The following is a 23,547-nucleotide window of genomic DNA, read 5'->3' on the forward strand; positions in this document are numbered from 1 at the left end:
GAAAACAAGTAGACATATACAGAACCTGTTTACTTATCTACTTGTTTACTTACTCACTTATCCACTTCAAAAAAGAGGAATCATGCTCAAAAAACTTAAAGAACAAGTATTTCAGGCAAATCTGTTGCTGCCCAAACATGGACTGGTCACATTTACATGGGGCAACGTCTCTGGTGTTGATCGGGAGAAGGGATTGGTTGTGATCAAGCCCTCAGGTGTTGCGTATGAAACGATGAAAGCCAAAGACATGGTGGTGGTTGAATTGTCATCAGGCAAAGTTATAGACGGCGAACTTAAACCTTCATCCGATACGCCGACACATCTTGAACTCTACAAAGCCTTTCCCAACATCGGCGGCATCGTCCACACGCACAGCCGTTGGGCGACGAGTTTTGCGCAGGCGGGGCGCGGCATTGCGGCGCTCGGTACAACGCATGGCGATTATTTCTACGGTGAGATTCCCTGCACAAGAAAAATGACTGTTGAGGAGATTCAGGGCGAGTACGAGAAAGAAACGGGCACGGTCATCATAGAAACCTTCCAGGATAAAAATCCCGATGCTGTCCCTGGCGTGGTGGTCTACAGCCACGGTCCGTTTGCATGGGGCAAGGATGCGATGGATGCTGTTCACAACGCAGTAGTGATGGAAGAAGTTGCATTCATGAACATCCAGACTATGATGCTCAACCCTGGGATTCAACCCATGCAGCAGGAGCTGTTGGATAAGCACTACTTGAGAAAGCACGGCGCAAACGCTTACTACGGACAATAGACGATAGACCATGGACGATGAAAGATTGTCAATGGTCTATCGTCTACGGTCTATCATCAGAAAAAACAAGGAGATTCAATCATGATCGATCTAAAACAAAATGAAGTTTGGTTTGTAACAGGCAGTCAGCATTTGTATGGTCCCAAGACATTGGAACAGGTCGCAGAACACTCGCGCGAGATCGCGGCTGCATTTGATGCTTCAAATCATCTGCCTGTAAAAGTTGTTTTCAAACCTGTCCTCACCACGCCTGATGCGATTCGTGAATTGTGCCTTGAGGCAAATTCGTCGAAGAAATGCATCGGTCTCATCACATGGATGCATACCTTCTCGCCTGCAAAAATGTGGATCTCCGGCCTGACCTTGCTCAAGAAGCCGTTCGCGCATCTGCACACTCAATATAATCGCGAAATCCCATGGGCAACAATTGATATGGACTTTATGAACCTTAATCAGTCCGCGCATGGTGACCGTGAATTTGGTTTCATCGGGACCCGTTTGCGCATCGAACGCAAGGTTGTCGTTGGTCACTGGCAGGACGAGGAAGTGCAAAGGCAGTTGGGCGTATGGGCGCGCGCCGCATCCGCATGGGCTGATTGGCAGGGCGGCAAGCTGGCCCGCTTTGGCGATAACATGCGCGAAGTCGCTGTGACCGAAGGCGATAAGGTTGAAGCGGAAATTAAACTTGGATATTCCGTCAACGGCTATGGCGTTGGCGATCTGGTGAAATATGTCAACGATGCAACAGATGCTGAAATTGACTCACTAGTCAAAACTTATCTCGATGAATACGAAGTCTCTGCCGAGCTCAAGCCTGGCGGCGCTCGAAACTCGTCTCTGCGGGATGGTGCGCGCATTGAAATTGGAATGCGCAACTTTTTGAAAGACGGCGACTTCAAAGCCTTCACCACTACATTCCAGGATCTGCACGGTCTGACCCAATTGCCCGGCCGCGCTGTTCAGCGCTTGATGCGTGATGGCTACGGCTTCGGTGCAGAAGGTGATTGGAAAACGTCCGCGCTTGTGCGTGCGATGAAGGTTATGAATGCAGGGTTGGAAGGCGGCGTCAGTTTCATGGAAGATTATACCTACCATTTCAGTGCCAGCGGTGACAAGAATCTCGGCGCACACATGCTTGAGATTTGTGAATCGATTTCGGCGGGCAAACCGAAATTGGAAGTTCATCCGCTCGGGATCGGGGGGAAGGCTGATCCCGTCCGATTGGTATTTGACTCACAGTTGGGAGCTGCCGTCGGCGCGTCCATCATCCACATGGGTGACCGCTTCCGCATGATCGCCAACGTCGTGGATGTCGTTCCGAACGATGCTCCGCTTCCCAAATTGCCGGTGGCGCGTGCGCTGTGGCTGCCACGTCCTAACTTATCTGTAGCTGCCGCTGCATGGATCTATGCTGGCGGAGCGCATCACACAAGTTTCAGCTATTCAGTCAACGTAGAACACTTACAGGATTTTGCTGATATGGCTGGCATTGAATTTGTGGTTATTGATGAAAATACCCGTGTGCAGGAATTCCGTGAAAAGTTACGTTGGAATGATCTGTACTATCATTTGAACAAAGGTCTGTAAACTTAAAACCTAGGGGGGTGGTTAATAATTTGACCCCCCCACCAAAAAAAAAAAAAAAAAGAGGACTTTTTTCTGGGGGGGTGGGGGGGTTGGGGGGGGTAAAAAGGAAGAAATAATAAACAGTCTCTAAAGGTCTAAGAAGAGGACCTTTAGGGTTTCTTTGAACTAAAGGAATGACCTCATGCAATATCGCGAACTTGGACGTACGGGTTGGAAAGTTTCAACGGTTTCTTTTGGGGCATGGGCAATTGGCGGCACATGGGGCAAAGTGGATGATAAAGATTCACTGGCAGCATTACATCGTTCCATTGATCTGGGAGTCAACTTCATTGATACCGCCGATGTTTATGGCGATGGACGCTCGGAGCGTTTGGTGGCGCAGCTTCGCAAAGAGCGCAGCGAGACCATCTATGTGGCAACCAAAGCCGGGCGCAGACTTGATCCGCATCTGGCGGGTGGGTATAGTCGCGCAAACCTGACTGCTTTCGTCGAGCGCAGTCTCAAAAATCTAAATACAGAAGCGATCGATCTTTTGCAATTGCACTGCCCGCCGACAGAAGTTTATTACATGCCTGAAACTTTCGGCGTGCTGGATGATCTTGTCCACGCGGGCAAGCTGCGTCATTACGGCGTGAGCGTTGAAAAAGTGGAAGAGGCGCTCAAGGCCATTGAGTATCCCAATGTGCAGACCGTGCAGATTATTTTCAATATTTTTCGCCAGCGGCCTGCCGAGTTATTTTTTGTTGAAGCCATGCGCCGCAAGGTGGGGATTTTGGCGCGTGTGCCGCTTGCCAGCGGCATGTTGACCGGCAAATTAACTGCCAAGTCTAATTTTGAAGCGGACGATCACCGCGCCTTTAATCGTCACGGTGAATCTTTTGATCGCGGTGAAACCTTCTCAGGCGTGGATTATGAAACTGGCTTGAAGGCCGTTGAGGAATTGCGTGCGCTCGTCCCCGCTGGCTGGACAATGCCGCAGTTCGCTCTGCGCTGGATACTGATGTTTGACGCTGTGACATGTGCCATCCCCGGAGCAAAAAACCCTGCTCAGGCTGAGGACAATGTCAGATCGGCTGACATGCCTGCGTTAAGTTCTGATACGATGGATAAAGTCTGCACGATCTACGATTCAAAAATCCGCACTTTGGTACACCAGTACTGGTAGAAACAATCATGAACAAATGTGTTTTGAAAAATGACTTTTTGCAAATTGAATATCTAACTGAATCACAGCGTATTTCGGGGCTTATCCCTGCGGGCAAGCCCAACATGCTGGCAGATTTGAGTAATCTGCCGCCGATCCCGACGCCCTATGGGAATTTTTATTTTCGCGGCGGGCATCGTCTGTGGCATTCTCCCGAAGCCTTGCCGCGGACTTATATTCCAGACATCGGTGAAATGATAATTACGGAATTACCCAATGGGGTGATTCTTGAAACGCAAACAGAACCCGGCTCAGGGATTCGTAAACGGATCGAAATTCATCTGGCGGCTGATAAGCCATCTGTGAAATTGATTCATACACTCGTCAATGATGGCTTATGGCCGGTGGAGTTGGCACCGTGGACAATTACCCAGTTTCGTTTGGGCGGAGCAGCAATTTTGCCCATGCCTGTTGGGAATGTAGATGCGGCAGGTTTGCTTGCCAATCGTCAATTTTCATTCTGGCCATACGCGCGTATCAACGATACGCGGCTGAAATTGGGGGATGAATTTACATTCTTCAATGCAGATGCGATTCTGCCGCCTTTCAAGATGGGTTATTTCAATCCTCATGGCTGGATGGCTTATTGGCTGGATGGTATTTTGTTCCGCAAGACGTTTGATGCTCATGTTGACTCGCTTCACCCTGATAATAATTGCAATTCGGAAATATATTGCGGCGATCAATTTGTGGAACTCGAAAGCCTCGCTCCGCTAAAAATGTTAAATCCTGGCGAATCGGTTGACCATGTGGAGACGTGGGACTTGTTTGATGGGTTGGATTCTCTGCCGGGCGAAGTGCAATCGTATCTAAATCAAAAATAAAGTTGTATGCACTTTGTGTAAACCCGATTGAAAGTTTGCGGCTTTTTGATCCGGCTTGTTTTTTTGTTCCCTGTTTGGAAGTACTTCTGAATGATATAGCGGGAATTGCCAGAGAAGTTATGTGTTGGAAAAATGAATAATTGATCAGGACATGGAAGGTCATGCTTTTAATCCGCGTAAAGTGGAGTATACTGATTTTAGTAAGTTAAACCGCTTACGGTTGAGACTCATTTCTGCCAGGTGCGTTACAAGTCTGATTATCGTAACATTCCGCGGCGCTTCTTAATACCACTCGCATACGCGAGATGAATCCCAAGCCCAATCACATTATGAATACTGCCACAATGCAGTTGATTAAGGTTCTTACTACTTGGTCAATTGATTTTGGCATTATGCAAGAATCGAAGGGATGACCCCATGTTCGATACTATTCTCGCCCCATTGGACGGCTCGCAACTGGCGGATTGTGTTTTGCCGCATATCGTTGCCATATCCCGCTCATTTGATGCGGAAGTCACCCTGTTGCGTATGTTGGAGAAAAATCAGGCGGGCACATCGGCGCAAATGTTTGATCTACTTAACTGGCAGATCAATAAGACAAAGTCAGCGCTTTATTTGGAAAAGATAAAGTCCTGTTTCCAGGGATTAAGTGTTCGGTCTCGCACGACAGTCGTGGAAGGGCTGGTGGCCGAAGGGATTATTGAATATGCTCAAAATCAGGGAATGAAATTGATCGTATTGAGCACGCATGGGCGGAATGGCCTGACGCAATGGGGACTCAGCAGCGTTACACAAAAGATCATCCTCAGCGCACAGACTTCGCTATTGATCGTTCGGGCGCATCAATACGGAGTCTACTCTGATGAATTGTCAGCGGCTCCGCTTTATCGGCGTATTCTGGTTCCACTGGATGGATCCCAGCGGGCGGAGAATGTTTTACCGGTCATCACGCAGCTGGCACATTTTCATAAATCCCAGGTACATCTCGTGCATGTTGTGAAAACGCCGGAGATGGCGCGTCAAATGCCGCCTGCGCCCGAAGACATTGATCTTTCCAACCGCATGGTTGAGCGTAATCATGAAGAAGCCGAGCGCTATCTCGAACAGATCAAGGCGCGTTCATATCTGGAAGGCATTAACGTTAATACGCATCTCATCACCAGTGACAATGCCGCCGTCGCGCTGCATCAACTGGAGGAGCAGGAGCAATTCGATATGGTTGTGTTAAGCGCGCATGGGTACTCGGGGAATCATCAATGGCCTTATGGAAGTCTCGTTAATAATTTCATCCTGTATGGAAAAGTGCCGCTTCTCATTGTGCAGGATCTGCCTCCGAAGCTGGAGACAATTCCGCCGGAACTGCCTGCAACTGAACGCGTAGAGCGTTAACCCATGCAAATTGCCCCGCAGGTTATTTCATCAGAACCAGCCAGCTCAGATACCGATAGTCGGCTGGGAGAATTCGCGCGTCAACTGGCGCAAACACATGCCGCAGTCACGGTTGTGGGCGTGGATAACATTGAAGCATCGCGCTCAAAAAAAACTGACTTATTGAAACATTTGAAAACCTGGGAGCAGGCTTTAAGTAACGCCAACGCATTATTTAAAATTGCGCCGTCAGATGACCTGCCGGTTTCCCATGCCGGTGAATGGATGCTGGATAATTTCTACATTGTCAAACAGACCTTTCGCCAGATCAAAGAGGACCTGCCTGAAAGTTTCCTCAGCCAGTTACCCAAATTGGATGAGACATCCCTTCAAGACCACACGCGGATATTTGCCCTCGCGCACGAATGGATTTTATACAGTCAGAGTCAGCTCGATCTGACTCAATCTGCGGCCTTTATCCAGTACTATCAGCAGGTCACGCCGTTGACGATTGGGGAACTGTGGGCGTTTCCGATCATGCTGCGCATTGGAATTCTGGAACAGCTCGTCTACGCCGCTGCTGAATTGACTGGAATGGAGGTGACGAAGGCTCCGAGGCAGGCCGCGAACGAGTTTGTTTTCTTTGCGCCGGCAAATGAAACGATTGTCGCCAATTGTTTTCTTAGTCTGCGCTTGCTTGCCTCCACAGACTGGAAGGATTTCTTTGAGCAGACAAGCCGTGTGGAAAAGATTTTACGTAATGACCCGGCGAATATCTACGCCGGCATGGATTTTAAAACACGCAATAGTTATCGCAGCGTGATCGAGGAATTATCACGTCATTCAAATTTTAGTGAAGAGGAGATCGCACTCTCCACGGTTGAACTTGCTCGCACTGTCAGTGATAATGCATCCCGCCGGGAAGCGCACATTGGTTTTTATCTGATCGATAAAGGCCGTGCCAAACTCGAAAAAAATATCAATTATCAGTTGGAATTCAGAGTTCAACTGCGCCGCGCCTTGCTCACAGTTCCCACGTTTATTTACCTTGGAAGTATTGCCTTCCTTTCCCTGCTCTTTGCTTTTGGACTGATCTTATATGCAATGGATTCAGGCGGGTCGCTTGCTCAACTTATCACGGTGGGGGTGCTTGGGTTTGGTTTGGCATTGGAAGCCGCCATCAACCTTGTGCATTGGAATGTGACCCATCGCATCAAGCCGCAAAGCCTGCCGCGTATGGATTTTTCTGAAGGCATTCCAGCTGGAAACCGTACCATGGTGGTTGTCCCAACTTTATTGGAAAGTGAAACTGAACTTAATCATCTCCTGCAAGAGTTGGAGCTTTATTACCTGTCTAATCCAGATCCGCAGTTGACCTATGCATTGCTGACCGACTTTAGTGATGCGCCGTCAGAGGATATGCCAAAGGATGAAAAAATGCTTGATCTGGCAAGCCTCGGTATTGAAAACTTAAATAAGAAGTACGCGAAAGCCGCGCCCTTTTATTTATTCCATCGACATCGTCAGTGGAATCGATCAGAGGGTGTGTGGATGGGCTGGGAACGTAAGCGCGGAAAACTGGCCGATTTTAATCGGCTGCTGCTCAACCTGGGAGATGCACAACTTGAAGATGAAAATCTTCGGCATCGATCAGGAGAGCGGGAGAGGCGGGCGCCTCAGGCACACTATACGACCCAGGTGGGGGATGCAAGTATTTTATCTGGCATCAAATATGTGATCACGCTTGATGCAGATACATCCCTGCCGCAGGGTAGTGCCAATCAATTAATCGCGACTCTGGCACATCCCCTTAACCATGCTCAATTTTCCGCAGACGGACGGACAGTTGTTGCCGGGTATACAGTTTTGCAGCCGCGTGTAGCGATCAAGCCGACCAGCGCGAATCGTTCCATCTTTTCGCAAATCTTTGCCGGAAACTCCGGCTTTGACCTGTATTCCTTCGCCGTTTCAGATGTGTATCAGGATCTATTTGGCGAAGGCAGTTACGTGGGCAAGGGGATTTATGATGTCGCCGCTTTTGAACGCAGTCTGGCGGGACAGGTGCGTCAGAACACACTGCTCAGTCATGATCTGTTTGAAGGGATTTATGGCCGCGCGGCATTGGTTACAGATATCGTGCTCTACGAGGAGTATCCGTGGCGTTATGTAGTCTATGCTCATCGTTTGCGGCGCTGGATTCGCGGCGACTGGCAGTTATTGCCGTGGTTATTTCCCATTGTCCAAAATGAAAACGGACTCGCGCGTAATCGATTATCCATTATCAATGTTTGGAAGATCTTTGATAATATGCGCCGCAGTCTTCTGCCGCCCACTTTGTTGGCGCTGCTAATTGCGGGCTGGTTGTATTTGCCCGGCTCGCCTCTGGTCTGGACTTTGCTGGTATTGCTGCCTTCCATTCTGCCGATCATGGCGCAAACTGTTCAACACGTTCGATACAATTTTAAGAGCGGATTAACTCTTAAACAACTTATCAAACCAACTCAACTGCCGCTTACCCGCTGGGCGCTTTCCATTGTTTTTCTGCCGTATGAAGCGCTGCTGATGCTGGGCGCAATTCGTACTACATTGGCGCGTCTGTTGATCGCGCGCAGAAACCTGCTGCAATGGACAACAGCGGCTAATGTGGCGCGTGCTTTTGGATTGAACGCGCATTACGAAACACTGAATGAAATGGTGGCGTCTTTGGTCTTTACCGCTCTATTGGGAATAACGATTTTCATTCTTAATCCCAGTGCGTTATGGATTGCGCTGCTCTTGCTCCTTGTCTGGCTTGTTTCGCCGCAGATCGCTTATACGATCAGCAAGCCCGTTATGCATACGGTTACTCCGCTCTCGCTGCCTCAACGCAGACAGGTTCATCGTTTGGCGCGGCGCACCTGGGCATTTTTTGAACAATTCGCCGGCCCGAATGACCATTGGCTGCCGCCCGATCATTTTCAAGAGTCACCGCGCGGAAGTGTGGCACATTACACCACACCGACCAATATCGGTTTATTTTTGGTGTCTACACTTTCAGCTTATGATCTGGGATATATGGGATTAATTGAACTGGCCGTCCGCTTGCGCTCAACACTTGAGACCATGAACGATCTGGAACATTACCGCGGACATCTTCTTAACTGGTACGACTCACAAACACTAATAGCACTCCCGCCCCGTTACATTTCCACTGTAGACAGCGGTAATCTGGCCGCCTGTTTAATTACCCTGCGACAGGGTTGTCTTGCCATGACACAAGCGCCTGTCCTGGGTGAAAAACAATGGAAGGGTTTATTGACCATTCTGGATATTCTGGCAGAAGCATTACAGGCGCTTGAAAAAAATAATCCACACGCTTCCATTGAATCTTTTGAAGTTGAGTTGACCAGTATTTACGAACGCATCAATGCCATGCAAACCCAGCCCGCAGCGTGGAAGATGACTCTCGACTGGCTCTCAGGCGAAGGCTGGGAAAGAGTCTCGCATCGTTTGATGGATCTGCTTGAGAGTCATCCCAATCTACAGCCTGAATCCCTGATCGATCTGCAACTCTATCTTGACCTAATGCAGCACCACTTAAAAGATATGCAGCGCAGTCTGGATTTATTTGCACCCTGGATCAGCCGCCTGGATGCATCTCCCGCGCCGTTTATGTTGACTCCCGCCTGGCAGGATTTCCGTAACCGTCTGCCCGTTGAACTGCCCGTACTTGAGCAGGCATCCGCCGTGTATGAGCATGTTCAAAAAGCATTGAACGAGTTTAAGATGCATCAATCGGATGAGGCGACACTCGCATGGTGTAAAAGTTTGAGTGATGATCTTTCAACAGCCCACATGACCGTTCAGCCGCTGCTGATCGGCTTTCGCGATATGGCCGAGCAGGCAGATGCCGCCGTGACCAATATGGATTTCCGCTTTTTATTCCATGAACGCCGGCAGGTTTTTCACATTGGATATAACGCCAGCACCGAACAACTTGATCCGAGTTATTACGATCTTCTGGCATCTGAAGCACGCATCGCCAGTTTGGTCGCCATTGCAAAGGGAGATGTGCCGCAGAGTCACTGGCAGCATTTGGGACGGCCGGTGACAGAGGCCAACGGCAAGCAGGTTCTGCTCTCATGGAGTGGAACCATGTTCGAATATCTCATGCCGACTCTCTTCATTAAAAAATTATGCCGGGACATTCCTTTCAGATAGCTGTTATGCTGCGCTTGAGGCACAGGTGAGTTATGGAAAGGAAGAGGAAGTACCCTGGGGAATTTCAGAATCCGGATATTACGCGTTCGATCTTAATTTAAATTATCAATACCGGGCATTTGGCGTGCCGGATCTCGGTTACAAACGTGAATTGCGCAATGATCTGGTGGTAACTCCCTATGCATCATTAATGGGACTCTCTCTTCAACCGCAGGCAGTGCTGGAGAATATGGCGCAGTTGGAGCAATTGAATATGCTTGGACGCTTTGGCTTTTACGAAGCGTTGGATTACACCAAGTCGCGCCTGCCTGCCGGACAGACCTCCGCAATTGTGCAATCGTATATGGCGCATCATCAGGGCATGATCCTGATGGCGGCATCCAATTATCTTTTGGATGATGTGATGGTGAAACGCTTCCATGCCAATGAACATATTAAGAGCGTGGAACTGCTGCTTCAGGAAAAGATCCCGCAAAGCCCGCCGATTGAATTCCCGCATCCCGATGAACCCGCAGATACGGTTAAGGGAGCGGTTCGTGTTGTAAACAGTTTGCCGTGGCGCGTGCCGGTGGATAGTCCCATTCCGCAGGTGCATGTACTTTCACAGGGTGATACAAGTTTGCTCGTCACCAATGCCGGCGGCGGATTTAGTCAGTGGCGCGAGTTTGCATTAACTCGCTGGCATGCCGACACAACCCTCGACCAGTGGGGCACGTGGATCTATTTGCAAGACCGCGAGAGCGGAGCGCTTTGGTCTGCCACTTGTCAGCCGATCGGATGTTCGCCTGATTATCAGGATGTATCGTTCTATCCGCACAAAGTTGAGTTCCAGCGTTCTGATAATGGGATCTCCCTGCGCACCGGAGTCACGATCAGCACAGATGGCGTTGAGATCCGGCGGGTGAATATTCTGAACGATAGTGACCGTCCTCGTCGTTTGAAGGTGGCTAGTTATGGTGAAGTGGTACTGGCGGCGCAGTCAGCCGACCGCAGACACCCTGCCTTCAATAAACTTTTTATCGAGAGCGAATATCTTCCCAGAGAGAACGCACTTATATTTGAACGGCGTCCGCGCTCTGCAGATGAAAAGCCTGTGGTGCTGATCCACGCGATGGTGATCGAAGCCGGCCGCAAAGTGACCGGAGAACATGAAAGTGACCGTGCTAAATTTTTGGGCAGGTCGCGTACCATGCATAATCCCGCTGCATTAAAAAGCGGAAATCGTCATCTGCCCGGTTCCACCGGCGGCACACTTGACCCGATCTTTTCACTCGCGCAGAATATTGATTTGAAACCTCATGCAAAGACCAGAATTACTTTCTTAACAGTAGCCGCATCAACACGGGAAGAAGCGCTGGAAAAATTATCCGCTTATCAAACCGGGCAATCCATTCATCGCGCCTTCAACGAATCGCGTGCTTATAGTGAGCGTGAACTGCTCAAACTTGGATTGAATGCGTATGCCATTGAAAATATTCAACGCCTGTATTCCGCCTTGATCCACCCCACAGGCGTGCTGCGCGCTGAGCCGCATATTCTGGCGCAAAACGAAAAGGGACAATCAGACTTGTGGGCCTTCGGTATTTCGGGCGATTATCCGATCCTGTTGGTACGTGTTCGTGATGGCGAGTCGCCTTTGCTGCGCGAGGCCTTGCTGGCTTTCACCTATTGGCGCACTCATCATGCGACGGTTAATCTTGTCATCCTTAACGATCAGGATACAGGCTATGCACTCGATCTGCATAACGCCATTCAACGTCGCATTCATCGTATGGGCGTGGACGCTTCGTTAAATCAACGCGATGGAATTTTCATACTGCGCACCGATCAATTGCAGCAGGCTGATCAGATTTTATTTGAAACCGTGGCAGGTGTTATTTTGGATGAGAAAGGCGGGACGTTGGCGGATCACGCTTTGAGATTAACCGCCCAACCGACTCTTCTACCGCAATTCACCGCTTCACTCTCGCCGAAACTTGATCCTGAACCGACGCCATTGCTTGCGCTGCCAGATGACCTGCTAATGGACAACAGCCTCGGCGGCTTTACTCGTGATGGCAGGGAATATGTCATCCATCTTCAACCCGGACAGCACACGCCGCATCCGTGGGTCAATATTATTGCCAATCCGCAATTTGGATTTCTAGTTTCAGAATCAGGCTCCGGCTGTACCTGGTCCGAGAATAGCGGCGAGAATCGATTAACCCCCTGGCGCAACGATCCGGTGACGGATATGCCGGGCGAAGCATTGTATTTGCGTGATGAAGAGACCGGCCTGGTCTGGTCTCCGACTCTTATGCCAGCCGGCGCGGATGTGACTCATATCATCCGGCATGGCGCAGGGTATTCGATCTTTGAGAGTCAGAGTCATGGCTTAAATCAAAAACTGCGTTTGTTCGCTGTGCCTGATGCGCCGGTTAAGATCGTACATTTGCGTTTACAAAATCTATGGGACCGTCCGCGCCGGGTTACGGTCACATACTATGCAGAATGGGTGCTTGGCACAACACGCGATATTCATCAGGCGCACATCATGCCCGAGTTTGATCCTGAAAAAAATGCGCTGCTTGCTTCCAATCATTTCAATAGCGAGTTCGGTCAACGTGTTGCGTTTTTAGCATCCAGTCACAAACCGCACGGTGTGACCACTGACCGCACAGAATTTTTAGGGCGCATGGGAAGTCTGCGGGCTCCGGCGGCGCTTGAGCGGATCGGACTGGAAAGCGCGGTCAATGCCGGGCTTGATCCGTGTGCAGTCATCCAACTTCATGTTGATCTCGCGCCGGGTGCTGTGCAGGAAGTCTTTTTCTTAATTGGGGAGGGAAAAGATCGGGCTGAGAGTCTGGCGCTGATTGGACAGATTCAGGCACGGGCGGAGGTTGAAACGATCTGGCAGGCTGTCCAAAGTCAATGGGATGAACTTCTAAACGTCATCACGGTTGAGACGCCCGATCCCGCGCTGGATCTGATTCTTAATCGCTGGATGTTATATCAAACGATCGCCTGCCGTTTATGGGGGCGCACTGCGTTGTATCAATCAAGCGGCGCGTTTGGCTTCCGCGATCAACTTCAAGATGTGCTGGCTTTGCTGCATACCCGGCCTGATATTGTGCGCGCGCAAATTTTGGAAGCGGCGCGGCATCAATTTGAAGCGGGCGATGTGTTGCACTGGTGGAATCCACCTGCCGGGCGCGGTGTGCGGACGCGCTTCTCGGATGATCTGCTCTGGCTGCCGTATGTCACTGCTGAATATGTTTCTGCAACCGGTGATGAATTTATTTTGTCCGAAAGCATTCCTTTTCTAAAAGGCGAAGCGCTCAGGCCGGGTGAAATGGAACGCTATACAAAATACGAAACGTCAACTGATCTGCATACTTTGTATGAGCATTGCCGCCGCGCAATTGAAAAGGGAAGTACATCTGGTGCGCACGGACTGCCGTTGATGGGTGGCGGCGATTGGAATGATGGGATGAATCGAGTCGGGATGTATGGACGCGGGGAGAGCATCTGGCTCGGCTGGTTCCTGTATGCCACGCTCAAACAGTTTGCCCCGCTGATGCAGTTCATGAACGACGACTCTGCGCTGTATCTTGAACAAGCAGAGAAATTGGCACAGGCACTTGAAGCCCACGCCTGGGATGGGGACTGGTATCTGCGTGCCTTTTATGATGATGGTTCGCGTTTGGGTTCGCATGAGAATATTGAATGTCAGATCGATTCGATCGCGCAATCATGGGCGGTCTTATCAGGTGCAGCGGATTCATCGCGCGCGGCGCAGGCAATGGAGTCTGTTGATCGGCGTTTGGTGAAATCTGCGGATCAAATGATTCTATTGTTCACGCCGCCTTTTGACAAATCGGAGCGTGACCCGGGATATATCAAAGGCTATCTGCCGGGTGTGCGCGAAAACGGCGGACAATATACACACGCCGCGATCTGGACCGCCTGGGCTTTTGCCAGACTCGGGCAGGGCAGCCGTGCCGTTGAATTGTTCCACTTGTTGAATCCGATTCGTCATGCAGATACATTTGAGAAGGCGGTACGTTATCAAGTGGAGCCTTATGTGATTGCCGCCGATATTTACAGCGTGCCCCCGCATATCGGTCACGGCGGCTGGACCTGGTATACAGGTTCCTCCGGTTGGATGTATCGGCTGGGGATCGAGGCCATTTTGGGCATTGCCCGGGTTGCAGATACATTAACGATCAATCCGTGTATTCCCGCTCATTGGCTGGGATATAAAGTGGATTATCGTTTTAAGACATACACATTACAAGATCAGCGTGGAGAATCCAAATGGTGTGGAGCGCGGCGTTTTGAATATTACTCTGGATGGAATTCCGTTGATCGGCAATCTGATTCCGCTGGCGGATGATGGTCAACCGCATGAGGTGCGGGTGATGCTGGGTAGCGTTGTTTTGACGGCTGACCGCTCATCAATAACCGGGCGGCTGTCTTAAACTAACAATGTATAGCTGCTGTACAATCAGATCGGAGCTTAACATGCAACAGAGTCGAATATATAAAGAAGGTGAAGAACAAGCAGGACTGTACAAGGATATTTTTGATGTCGCTGCCGATGGGCTGATCGTCAATGATCTTGAAAGCGGCCTTGTGGTGATGGCGAATCCTGCGGCTTGTGCCATGCATGGTTATACACATGCAGAATTTATCGGTTTGGCGTTGATAGCTTGTATTCATTCTGACAGTCAGTTTGTATTTAGTGAATCCATTCAGGTGTTTCAGCCGGATGGGGTGTTTGATATCCAGACGCTGGATGTCTGCCGTGATGGTTCAACATTTTATGCTGTCTGGCGCGGAACTGCGTACACCTATCAAGGCCGGCCCTGTTTGCTGAACGTTGTGCGTGATGTCAGTAAACGGATGCAAATAGAACAATTGCTCGGGCGGCGTGTCGAAGTCCGCACACATGAGCAGGCTACCTTGCTGGAGATTTCGCATACACTGGCATCCACTTTGGAACTTCAGCCGGAGTTAATCCTTGACCAGTTGCGGAAGATCATTGAGTTTACACACGGTGGTCTCTTTGCTTTGGAAGGTTCTTCACTGGTGACATTGGCAATGCGCGGAACACAATACCTGGAACAGTTGGGGTCGGTCCATATACATTTGAAAGACTCTGAGACTCTGGTTGCGTTATTTAATAAACATCAACCGATACGTATCGCGGATGTATGGAGCGATGTCCCACCGGCGCAATTTTTACGTTCGCTTCTATCTGATGAAGCTGCCGTGCTGTTGGATGGAATGCAATCGTGGATGTGGGTGCCGTTGGCTGTGAAGGGACGTATCATCGGCGGTGTGGGCGTGGCGCACGAGATGCGCAATTATTTCACTGTCCACCATGCGGATCTGGCTTTGAGTGTTGCCAATCAGGCGGCGATCACGATGATCAATGCTGAACTGTACGGGCATGCACAGGAACTCGCAGTATTGGAAGAGCGGCAGCGTTTGGCCCGCAATCTGCATGATGCTGTTAATCAATCATTGTTTTCTGCCGGATTGATCGCGGAAGTGTTGCCGCGTTTGTGGGATCGTGATCAGTTGGAGGCGAGGCATTCGCTTGAAGACTTGCGCCGTCTGACACGCGGTGCGATGGCTGAGATGCGCGCCCTGCTGGCGGAACTGCGGCCTTCGACGTTGACTGATTCAAGTTTGAATGATCTGTTGCGGCTGTTGGGAAATGCGTTCTCTGGCCGAACCAACGTCCCTTTGACGGTGACCATTGACGGAGAGTTTTCCCTGCCAGCTGAAGTACAGATCGCTTTTTATCGTGTCTGCCAGGAGGCTTTGAGTAATATTGCCAAACACGCCAAAGCTACTCAGGTGGAGGTGTGTCTGATACAGGTGGAGGATGTGATTGAGATGTGCATCCAGGATAACGGTCAGGGATTTGATACGCAGCAAACTTTCTCAGGTCATTACGGGCTGGGGATGATGCAGGAGCGCGCAGAAGGCGCAGGGGCGCAGTTATCCATTGTGAGTCAACCGGGTCAGGGGACTAAACTCACGATCCGCTGTGCAATTTCCTCAAATAAGGAGTCTATATGACAATTTCATCCCAACCGATTCGAGTCATGTTGGCGGACGATCATACAATGGTGCGTAAGGGATTGGCGACCTTTCTGAAGGTTTTCGATGATCTGGAATTGGCCGGTGAAGCCGATGGCGGGCAGGCAGCCATCAAATTATGCGGTGAAGTTTTGCCGGATGTGGTCTTGATGGATATGGTTATGCCTGATGTGGATGGAGCTGCTGCAACACGCATCATCCGTCAAATGTATCCGCAGGTGCAGGTAATTGCGCTGACTAGTTTCAAAGAGGGAGAGCTGATCAAGAAAGCATTGGAATCCGGAGCGATCGCTTATTTACTCAAGGATGTCTCTGCCGATGATCTGTCGCGGGCCATTCGCGCCGCGTATGCCGGCCGTTCAACTCTTTCTCCAGAAGCGGCGCAGGCTTTGGTGCAGGTAGCCAGCCAACCGCCCGTGCCCGGCCTTGATTTGACAGAGCGGGAGCGCGAGGTGCTGGCTTTGATGGTGGAGGGGTTGAACAATACACAGATCGCCGGAAGGTTAACCGTCAGTCCATCCACGATCAAATCGCATGTCAGTAATGTACTCTCAAAATTAGGAGTCGCCAGCCGCACCGAAGCAGTGACTTTGGCCTTGCGCAGCCGCATTATTTCCTGAATTTTTACATCTCCCCCAAGTGGCGGAGAGAAACACTCCCCAGACGCATGATGCGCCTGGGGAGTGTTTTCTTATAAACTTAAGTGCCGGAGTGTATTCGTGCGTTGGCGTTATTTGCCAAATTTGAAATTTGAATGAGAAGGGCATTCATACGATATGAAACCTGCAATCGAAAAAAATGTTAATTGAACTGTCATTGAAAGAATCTGAGTTTCGTTACCGCCGCCTGTTTGAATCAGCCCAGGATGGAGTTTTGATTCTGGATGCCGTAACAGGCATGATCGTGGATGTTAACCCGTATTTGATTAATATGCTGGGTTATTCGCGCGAGGAGTTTATTAAAAAGAAATTGTGGGAGGTGGGCGCGTTTCGCGATATCGAATCCAGCAAGGAAGCCTTTGAGGCATTGCAGGCGAATGAATATATCCGCTATGAAGACTTGCCGCTCAAAACGAAGGGTGGTCGTTTGATTCAGGTGGAGTTTGTCAGTAATGTATATCAGGCGGGAAATGAAAAAGTGATCCAATGCAATATCCGTGATATTACCGAACGCAAGTTGGTGGAGGATTCCTTACAGGAATCTGAAATAAGATACCGCCGCCTGTTTGAATCAGCTCAGGATGGGATTCTGATCCTGGATGCCGAAACAGGCATGATCGAGGATGTGAATCCGTATCTGGTTAATATGCTGGGTTATTCGCGCGAGGAGTTCATCCAAAAAAAACTCTGGGAAGTGGGCGCGTTCCGCGATATTGAATCCAGCAAGGAGGCCTTTGAGGCTTTGCAGGCAAATGAATATATCCGCTATGAAGACCTGCCGCTCAAAACGAAGGATGGCCGGTTTATTGAAGTGGAGTTTGTCAGCAATGTGTATCTGGTTGGAGGGGAAAAGGTAATCCAGTGCAATATTCGTAATATTACAGATCGTAAACTAGCGGAAGATTCCTTGCAGGAATCTGAGGCGAAGTTTCGCATGTTGGTTGAGCATCTCCCCACAGTGGTTTATATGAATGCGGTAGGCGATGCAAACACCAGTATTTATGTCAGCCCGCAGATCGAGGCTCTTTTGGGGTACACCCCGCAGGAATGGCTGGATGATCCGAAATCGTGGCTGGGAGCGCTGCATCCTGATGACCGTTCGCGTGTGCTGGAGAACGCCTTCACTGCCGATCAGAACAATGAACCTTTTGATATGGAATATCGAATGATCGCCCGTGATGGACATTTGGTTTGGGTGCATGATCAACTGGTTTCGGTCACTTCTGTGAAAGGTCCGCCCCAATTCCGGCAGGGCATTATGGTTAATATTACTGAACGCAAACAGGCCGAAGAGGCACTTGCCCGTTCCGAAAAGGAATTTCGTAATCTGGCCGAGAATGCGCTGGTCGGCGTCTTTCGCACAACGATCAAGGGCGATCTGCTGTTTTTGAATGACGCGCTGGCGCGCATCTTTGGTTATAACCTGATGCTGGATATGAAACAGGTGGGGGTGATTCTGCACTATGTTGATCCGTTAGACCGGACAAAGGTTTTGGATATTCTGAAAGAAGAAGGCCGGATCAATAATCACGAACTTGATGTGTTAACCAAAAGCGGAGAAACGCGGAATATTCTGTTGAGCGCAATCATTGAAAAGGATATTTTGAGCGGGATGATCATCGATATTACAGAGCGCAAACAGGCCGAAGAGAAGTTAATAAACGCGCGTGAATTTTTACAAAGCGTTCAGGATGCCCTCTCTTCAAATATCACCATCCTGGATGATGAAGGCAATGTTGTGCATGTTAATTCAGCCTGGCGCAATTTTGGCAGGTTGAATGGATTGAAACATCCCAACCATTGTATTGGGTTGAACTATCTCGATATTTGCGATTCGGCGACAGGTCAGTATGCCGAGGAAGCGGCTTTGGTTGCAAACGCGATTCGAGAAATCCGCAATAGGGGAACGGGGGAGATCAGGGTGGAGTATCCCTGTTATGTTCCGGGTCAACAGCAATGGTATGTGGCGCGAATTACAAAATTTGAAAATAACGGTCAGAGGTGGATTGTGGTGGCGCATGAAAATATCACCGAACGCAAACAGGCCGAGGAAAGAATACAACGACAATTTGAACACCTGACCGCATTAAGCGCCATCGATCAGATTATTGCGGCTAATTTTGATCTGAAACTCAGCCTTTCAGAAATTTTGATGCATGTCACCGCCGAACTTGAAATTGATGCGGCTGATATTCTGATCTTAAATCCGATTTCACAAGTGTTAGAGTATGGTGCCGAGCGCGGTTTCCGCAACAAAGCCATCAGAAATGCACAAATTCGTTTGGGCGAAAGTTATGCCGGCCGCGCCGCATTGGGACGAAAAATGATCCAAATTCCCAACCTAAAGGACGAACCCGATACTCTGTTCCGCGAATCTTTTTTGACCGGTGATGATTTTATTTGTTACTACGGTGTACCGTTAATTACCAAAGGCCAGGTGAAGGGCGTGTTGGAGATATTCCATCGCTCTGTTCTTGCCCCCGATGCAGAGTGGCTTGATTTTCTCAATGCGCTGGCAGGGCAGGCCGCGATTGCGATTGAAAATGTTCTGCTGTTTGAGAGTTTACAGCAATCCAATTCGGAGCTAGCCATGGCGTATGACGCCACGATAGAAGGTTGGTCGCGCGCACTTGATCTACGCGACAAGGAAACCGAAGGGCATACCCAGCGTGTGACCAGAATGACTGTGAAACTGGCGCGTGCCTTTGGTTTGAGCGAAGAGGAATTGGTGCAGGTCCGCTGGGGCGCGTTGCTGCATGATATTGGCAAGATGGGCGTACCAGATGGAATTTTATTTAAATCCGGTCCTTTGACGCCCGAAGAATGGGTTGCCATGAAGAAGCATCCGGTCTTCGCCTATGAGATGCTTTCTCCCATTCGCTATTTACGGCAGGCATTGGATATTCCCTACTATCATCATGAAAAATGGGATGGCGGAGGATATCCACATGGACTCGCGGGGATACACATTCCACTGGTTGCGCGTATTTTCGCGGTGGTTGATGTGTGGGATGCATTGAGCTCAGACCGTCCATACCGCCCGGCCTGGAGAGTGGAAGAAGTCCGTGAGCATATCCGCACCTCTTCCGGTACACACTTCGACCCGCAAGTGGTGGATTTGTTTCTACAGATTCTCGCTGACGTTTGAGTGTCCATATCCCCCAAGTGGCGGAGGTGAACTCTGGTCAACAGATGGATGTGCTCGGTGAACGCTCGTTATAAAATAGCAGTATCAGCATATTTTTGCGCGTTTAAGCGCCTGTACCAGTTGTATAAGCAAGACATTCTGCCGCGTTGACGTAGGGTACAGCCAGGAAAGTTGAGGTTTTACTTTGCAAAAATTGAAAGATTCCGAACTTCGTTACCGACGCCTGTTTGAGGCAGCCGAGGATGGCATATTAATATTGGACGCCGAGACCGGGATGATCGAGGATGTTAATCCTTTCCTGATCAATATGCTGGGCTATTCGCGCGAAGAATTCGTGGAGAAAAAACTTTGGGAAGTGGGCGCATTTAAAGATATTGAAGCCAGCCAGAATGCTTTTGAAGCCTTACAGATCAGTGAATATATTCGCTATGAAGACCTGCCGCTGAAAACGAAGGATGGGTATTTGATTCAAGTTGAATTTGTGAGCAATGTCTATCTGGTGGAGGATGAAAAAGTAATCCAATGCAATATCCGCGACATCACCGCACGCAAACATGCAGAGGATGCCATGCAGGGGTCTGAGGCGAGATACCGCCGTCTGTTTGAGGCCGCCGAAGATGGCATATTAATACTGGACGCCAAAACAGGCAGGATTGGGGATGTTAATCCATACCTGATAAAGATGCTGGGCTATTCGCGCGAAGAGTTTGTGGAAAAGAAACTTTGGGAAGTGGGCGCGTTCAAGGATATTGAAGCCAGTCAGGATGCCTTTGAAGCCTTACAGGAACATAAATTTATTCGTTATGAAGACCTGCCGCTTCGGGCAAAAGACGGGCAGTTGATCCAGGTGGAATTTGTCAGCAATGTTTACCTGGTGGGGGATGAAAAGGTCATTCAGTGCAATATCCGCGATATCACGGAGCATAAGCGCATCATCGTCGCATTGCAGGAGAATGAAAAAAGATATTACGATCTGGTGAATCAAAGCCCTGAAGGTGTATTTATTATTGAAATATCAGGGAAGATATTAACCGTTAATAAAGCGATGTGCCGAGAACTTGCATTTAATGAAGAAGAGCTTTTATCAATGAGTATTTGGGATATTATTCCGCAGGACTATTTGGGGCAATATCGAAAGAGCCTGTCGAAAATTTTGGAGGGTAAAATTTTGGAGGGAGCTGCTGAATACGCGGTGTGCGGAAAGGATGGAAAGATACATTATGTTGAAGTTCTATCAGCGCCCCATTACAACGGAAAGGACATCATCGATTTTCAAGGCATCGCTCGTGACATCACTGCGCGCAAACACTCGGAGGAGCAGATACGCCGGCAGCTTGAGCATCTGACCGCCTTGAGCGGTATTGATCGGATCATTGCGGCTAATTTTGATCTGGAGCTCAGCCTTTCAGAAATTCTGATCCATGTTGCCGTGGAACTTGGCATTGATGCGGCTGATATTCTGATCTTAAATACAAATTCGCAAATGCTGGAATACGGCGCGGAGCGCGGCTTCCGTACGAAAACCATTAGAAATAGACAGGTATATTTGGGCGAGGGGTACGCTGGCCGTGCCGCTTTGGATCGTCAACTGATACGCATCCCAAATCTAAGGGATGCGCCTGATAATCAATTCCTGACCGCGCTTTTAGAGGGTGAGGATTTTATCTGCTACTTTGGTGTGCCATTAATTATCAAGGGACAGGTAAAAGGCGTGCTGGAAGTTTTTCATCGTGATGCGCTTGAGCCGGATGAAGAATGGTTCGACTTTCTTAATTCTCTGGCAGGGCAGGCGGCGATTGCGATTGAGATCGTCACTTTATTTGCGAGTTTACAGCGGTCTAATTCAGAGCTTGCCATGGCGTATGATGCCACCATCGAAGGCTGGTCGCGTGCGCTTGATTTACGTGATAAAGAAACGGAGGGACACACGCAACGCGTGACGGAAATGGCCGTGAAACTTGCACGGGCTTTTGGTTTGAATGAAGAGGAACTGGTACAGGTTCGTTGGGGCGCGTTGCTGCACGACATCGGTAAGATGGGTGTGCCGGATAGTATCCTGCACAAGCCCAGCCCGCTGACCGGCGAAGAATGGCCGGCGATGAAGATGCATCCAACTTTCGCGTATGAGATGCTCTCTCCCATTCGTTATCTGCGGCTGGCATTGGACATTCCCTATAGTCACCACGAAAAATGGGATGGCAGCGGATATCCGCATGGACTGAAGGGCGCGCAGATTCCATTGGTTGCACGTATTTTTGCAGTTGTAGATGTATGGGATGCGCTAACCTCAGACCGTCCCTATCGTTCTGCCTGGACGAAAGAAAAGGTGCGCGATCACATTCTTTCTTCCTCGGGTACACATTTTGATCCGCAGGTGGTGGATATATTTATGCAAATCCCTGCTTGAATTAACTCAGCTCTTGCCGGTTTGATTTTCAGCCGGTTCAAGACGCCAGAACAGATTGCATAGATCAATAATAGACCTCTTGTAGTAAGTACCGCGCTGTAAAACACAAAGTCACCAGGGCACTAAGTCACTAAGCTTTTTTCCTTACTGCAGCACAGTGCAAGTTTTAAGACTTTGTGTCTCACCAGCGCTAGCGTTCGGTACAAGTGTTGTGGTAAAAAAACGGACTTTTGCAAGAGGTTAAATATGAATGGCGCCCGATATACCATAAAGGGTATGACAGAAAAGTGGAGTTGGTAATCGTGAAAAAACTGAAAGAATCAGAACTTCGTTATCGCCGTCTGTTTGAAGCAGCCCAGGATGGGATTTTAATTTTGGATGCAGAGACAGGGGCGATCGCAGATGTTAACCCTTTCCTTGTTAATTTGCTTGGGTACTCGCGCGAAGAGTTTGTGAAAAAAAAGCTGTGGGAAGTTGGCGCGTTTAAGGATGTGGAAGCCAGCCAAAGCGCCTTCGAAGCACTGCAGGAAAATGAATATATTCGCTATGAAGATCTGCCGCTAAAAATGAAAAATGGACGGTTGATTCAGGTTGAATTCGTGAGCAACGTTTATTTGGTGAATCATAAAAAAGTGATCCAGTGTAATATTCGAGATATAACAGAACGTAAACATGCCGAGGATGCTCTGCTAAAAAGCGAGGCGCTTTTGCGTGAACAATCGGTGCGGGATTTTCTAACCGGTTTATTTAACCGGCGCTATTTAGAGGAAACACTGGAACGCGAGTTGCTTAGAGCTGCCCGTAAACAGCTCACACTGGGCTTGATTATGTTGGATGTGGATGGTTTCAAAGGTTACAACGATACCCGTGGACATGCCGCAGGCGATGCGATCCTGCGTGAGTTGGGAAGATTGCTGTTGACGCATGTCCGTGGTGAGGATATTCCCTCCCGTTTTGGAGGTGATGAATTCATGATCATTCTGCCGGATACGTCGCGAGAGGTTTCACGTCAGCGCGCTGAATTTTTAGGCAGTCGAGCCAGCGATTTCAGTCTTGAATTTGAAGGTCAGACTCTTGAACCGATTACTCTTTCTTTTGGTGTGGCGGCATTTCCACAGGATGGCTGTACAAGCTCCGAAATTTTGAAAGCGGCTGATACTGCGCTTTATCGTGCCAAGAGTGAAGGACGTGGAAGGGTGATGATCGCGGGGTAGAAGCACAACACATATCTGTCAGTCGTAAGCAGACCTCCCCCAAGTGGGGGAGATGAACACTCCTCAACCGA

Annotated in this window: 12 protein-coding genes; all 12 read left to right on the top strand. The window is 49.4% G+C overall.

Annotated elements, in window-relative coordinates; translation table 11 throughout:
* Positions 1-82 precede the first annotated feature (82 nt).
* The 12 genes from araD (at position 83) to IPL71_RS05095 (ending at position 23,476) form a co-directional block, all read left to right on the top strand.
* Entirely contained in the window at positions 83-772 is a 690-nt protein-coding gene (araD, locus tag IPL71_RS05040; protein WP_345319446.1) for an L-ribulose-5-phosphate 4-epimerase, read from the top strand.
* Between the two features lie 81 nt (positions 773-853).
* Positions 854-2,359: an L-arabinose isomerase gene (araA, locus tag IPL71_RS05045; RefSeq protein WP_345319448.1), complete on the top strand. Its 1,506-nt coding sequence runs from the start codon at positions 854-856 to the stop codon at positions 2,357-2,359.
* A 181-nt stretch (positions 2,360-2,540) separates the two neighbouring features.
* Positions 2,541-3,524: an aldo/keto reductase gene (locus tag IPL71_RS05050; RefSeq protein WP_345319450.1), complete on the top strand. Its 984-nt coding sequence runs from the start codon at positions 2,541-2,543 to the stop codon at positions 3,522-3,524.
* Positions 3,525-3,532: 8 nt separating this feature from the next.
* Entirely contained in the window at positions 3,533-4,387 is an 855-nt protein-coding gene (locus tag IPL71_RS05055; RefSeq protein ID WP_345319452.1) for a hypothetical protein, read from the top strand.
* Between the two features lie 417 nt (positions 4,388-4,804).
* Positions 4,805-5,776: a universal stress protein gene (locus IPL71_RS05060; protein ID WP_345319454.1), complete on the top strand. Its 972-nt coding sequence runs from the start codon at positions 4,805-4,807 to the stop codon at positions 5,774-5,776.
* Positions 5,777-5,779: 3 nt separating this feature from the next.
* On the top strand, positions 5,780-9,955 hold the full coding sequence (locus IPL71_RS05065) for a hypothetical protein (protein ID WP_345319456.1): 4,176 nt from the start codon (positions 5,780-5,782) through the stop codon (positions 9,953-9,955).
* Positions 9,956-9,980: 25 nt separating this feature from the next.
* A complete protein-coding gene (locus IPL71_RS05070; RefSeq protein ID WP_345319458.1) occupies positions 9,981-14,330 on the top strand; it encodes a glycoside hydrolase family 94 protein in 4,350 nt (1,449 codons plus the stop codon).
* Between the two features lie 128 nt (positions 14,331-14,458).
* Positions 14,459-16,027, top strand: coding sequence for a histidine kinase (locus IPL71_RS05075; RefSeq protein WP_345319460.1), 1,569 nt, complete (start codon positions 14,459-14,461; stop codon positions 16,025-16,027).
* A complete protein-coding gene (locus IPL71_RS05080) occupies positions 16,024-16,668 on the top strand; it encodes a response regulator (protein WP_345319462.1) in 645 nt (214 codons plus the stop codon). The genes IPL71_RS05075 and IPL71_RS05080 overlap by 4 nt, the downstream gene beginning before the upstream one ends.
* A 178-nt stretch (positions 16,669-16,846) precedes the next feature.
* Positions 16,847-19,855, top strand: a complete 3,009-nt coding sequence (locus IPL71_RS05085) for a PAS domain S-box protein (protein WP_345319464.1) — start codon at positions 16,847-16,849, stop codon at positions 19,853-19,855.
* Positions 19,856-20,039: 184 nt separating this feature from the next.
* Positions 20,040-22,262, top strand: coding sequence for a PAS domain S-box protein (locus IPL71_RS05090; RefSeq protein WP_345319466.1), 2,223 nt, complete (start codon positions 20,040-20,042; stop codon positions 22,260-22,262).
* A 302-nt stretch (positions 22,263-22,564) separates the two neighbouring features.
* Positions 22,565-23,476, top strand: coding sequence for a sensor domain-containing diguanylate cyclase (locus tag IPL71_RS05095; protein WP_345319467.1), 912 nt, complete (start codon positions 22,565-22,567; stop codon positions 23,474-23,476).
* Positions 23,477-23,547 lie beyond the last annotated feature (71 nt).

Origin of the sequence: Candidatus Villigracilis proximus (assembly GCF_016717045.1) — a bacterium.
GTDB lineage: Bacteria > Chloroflexota > Anaerolineae > Anaerolineales > Villigracilaceae > Villigracilis > Villigracilis proximus.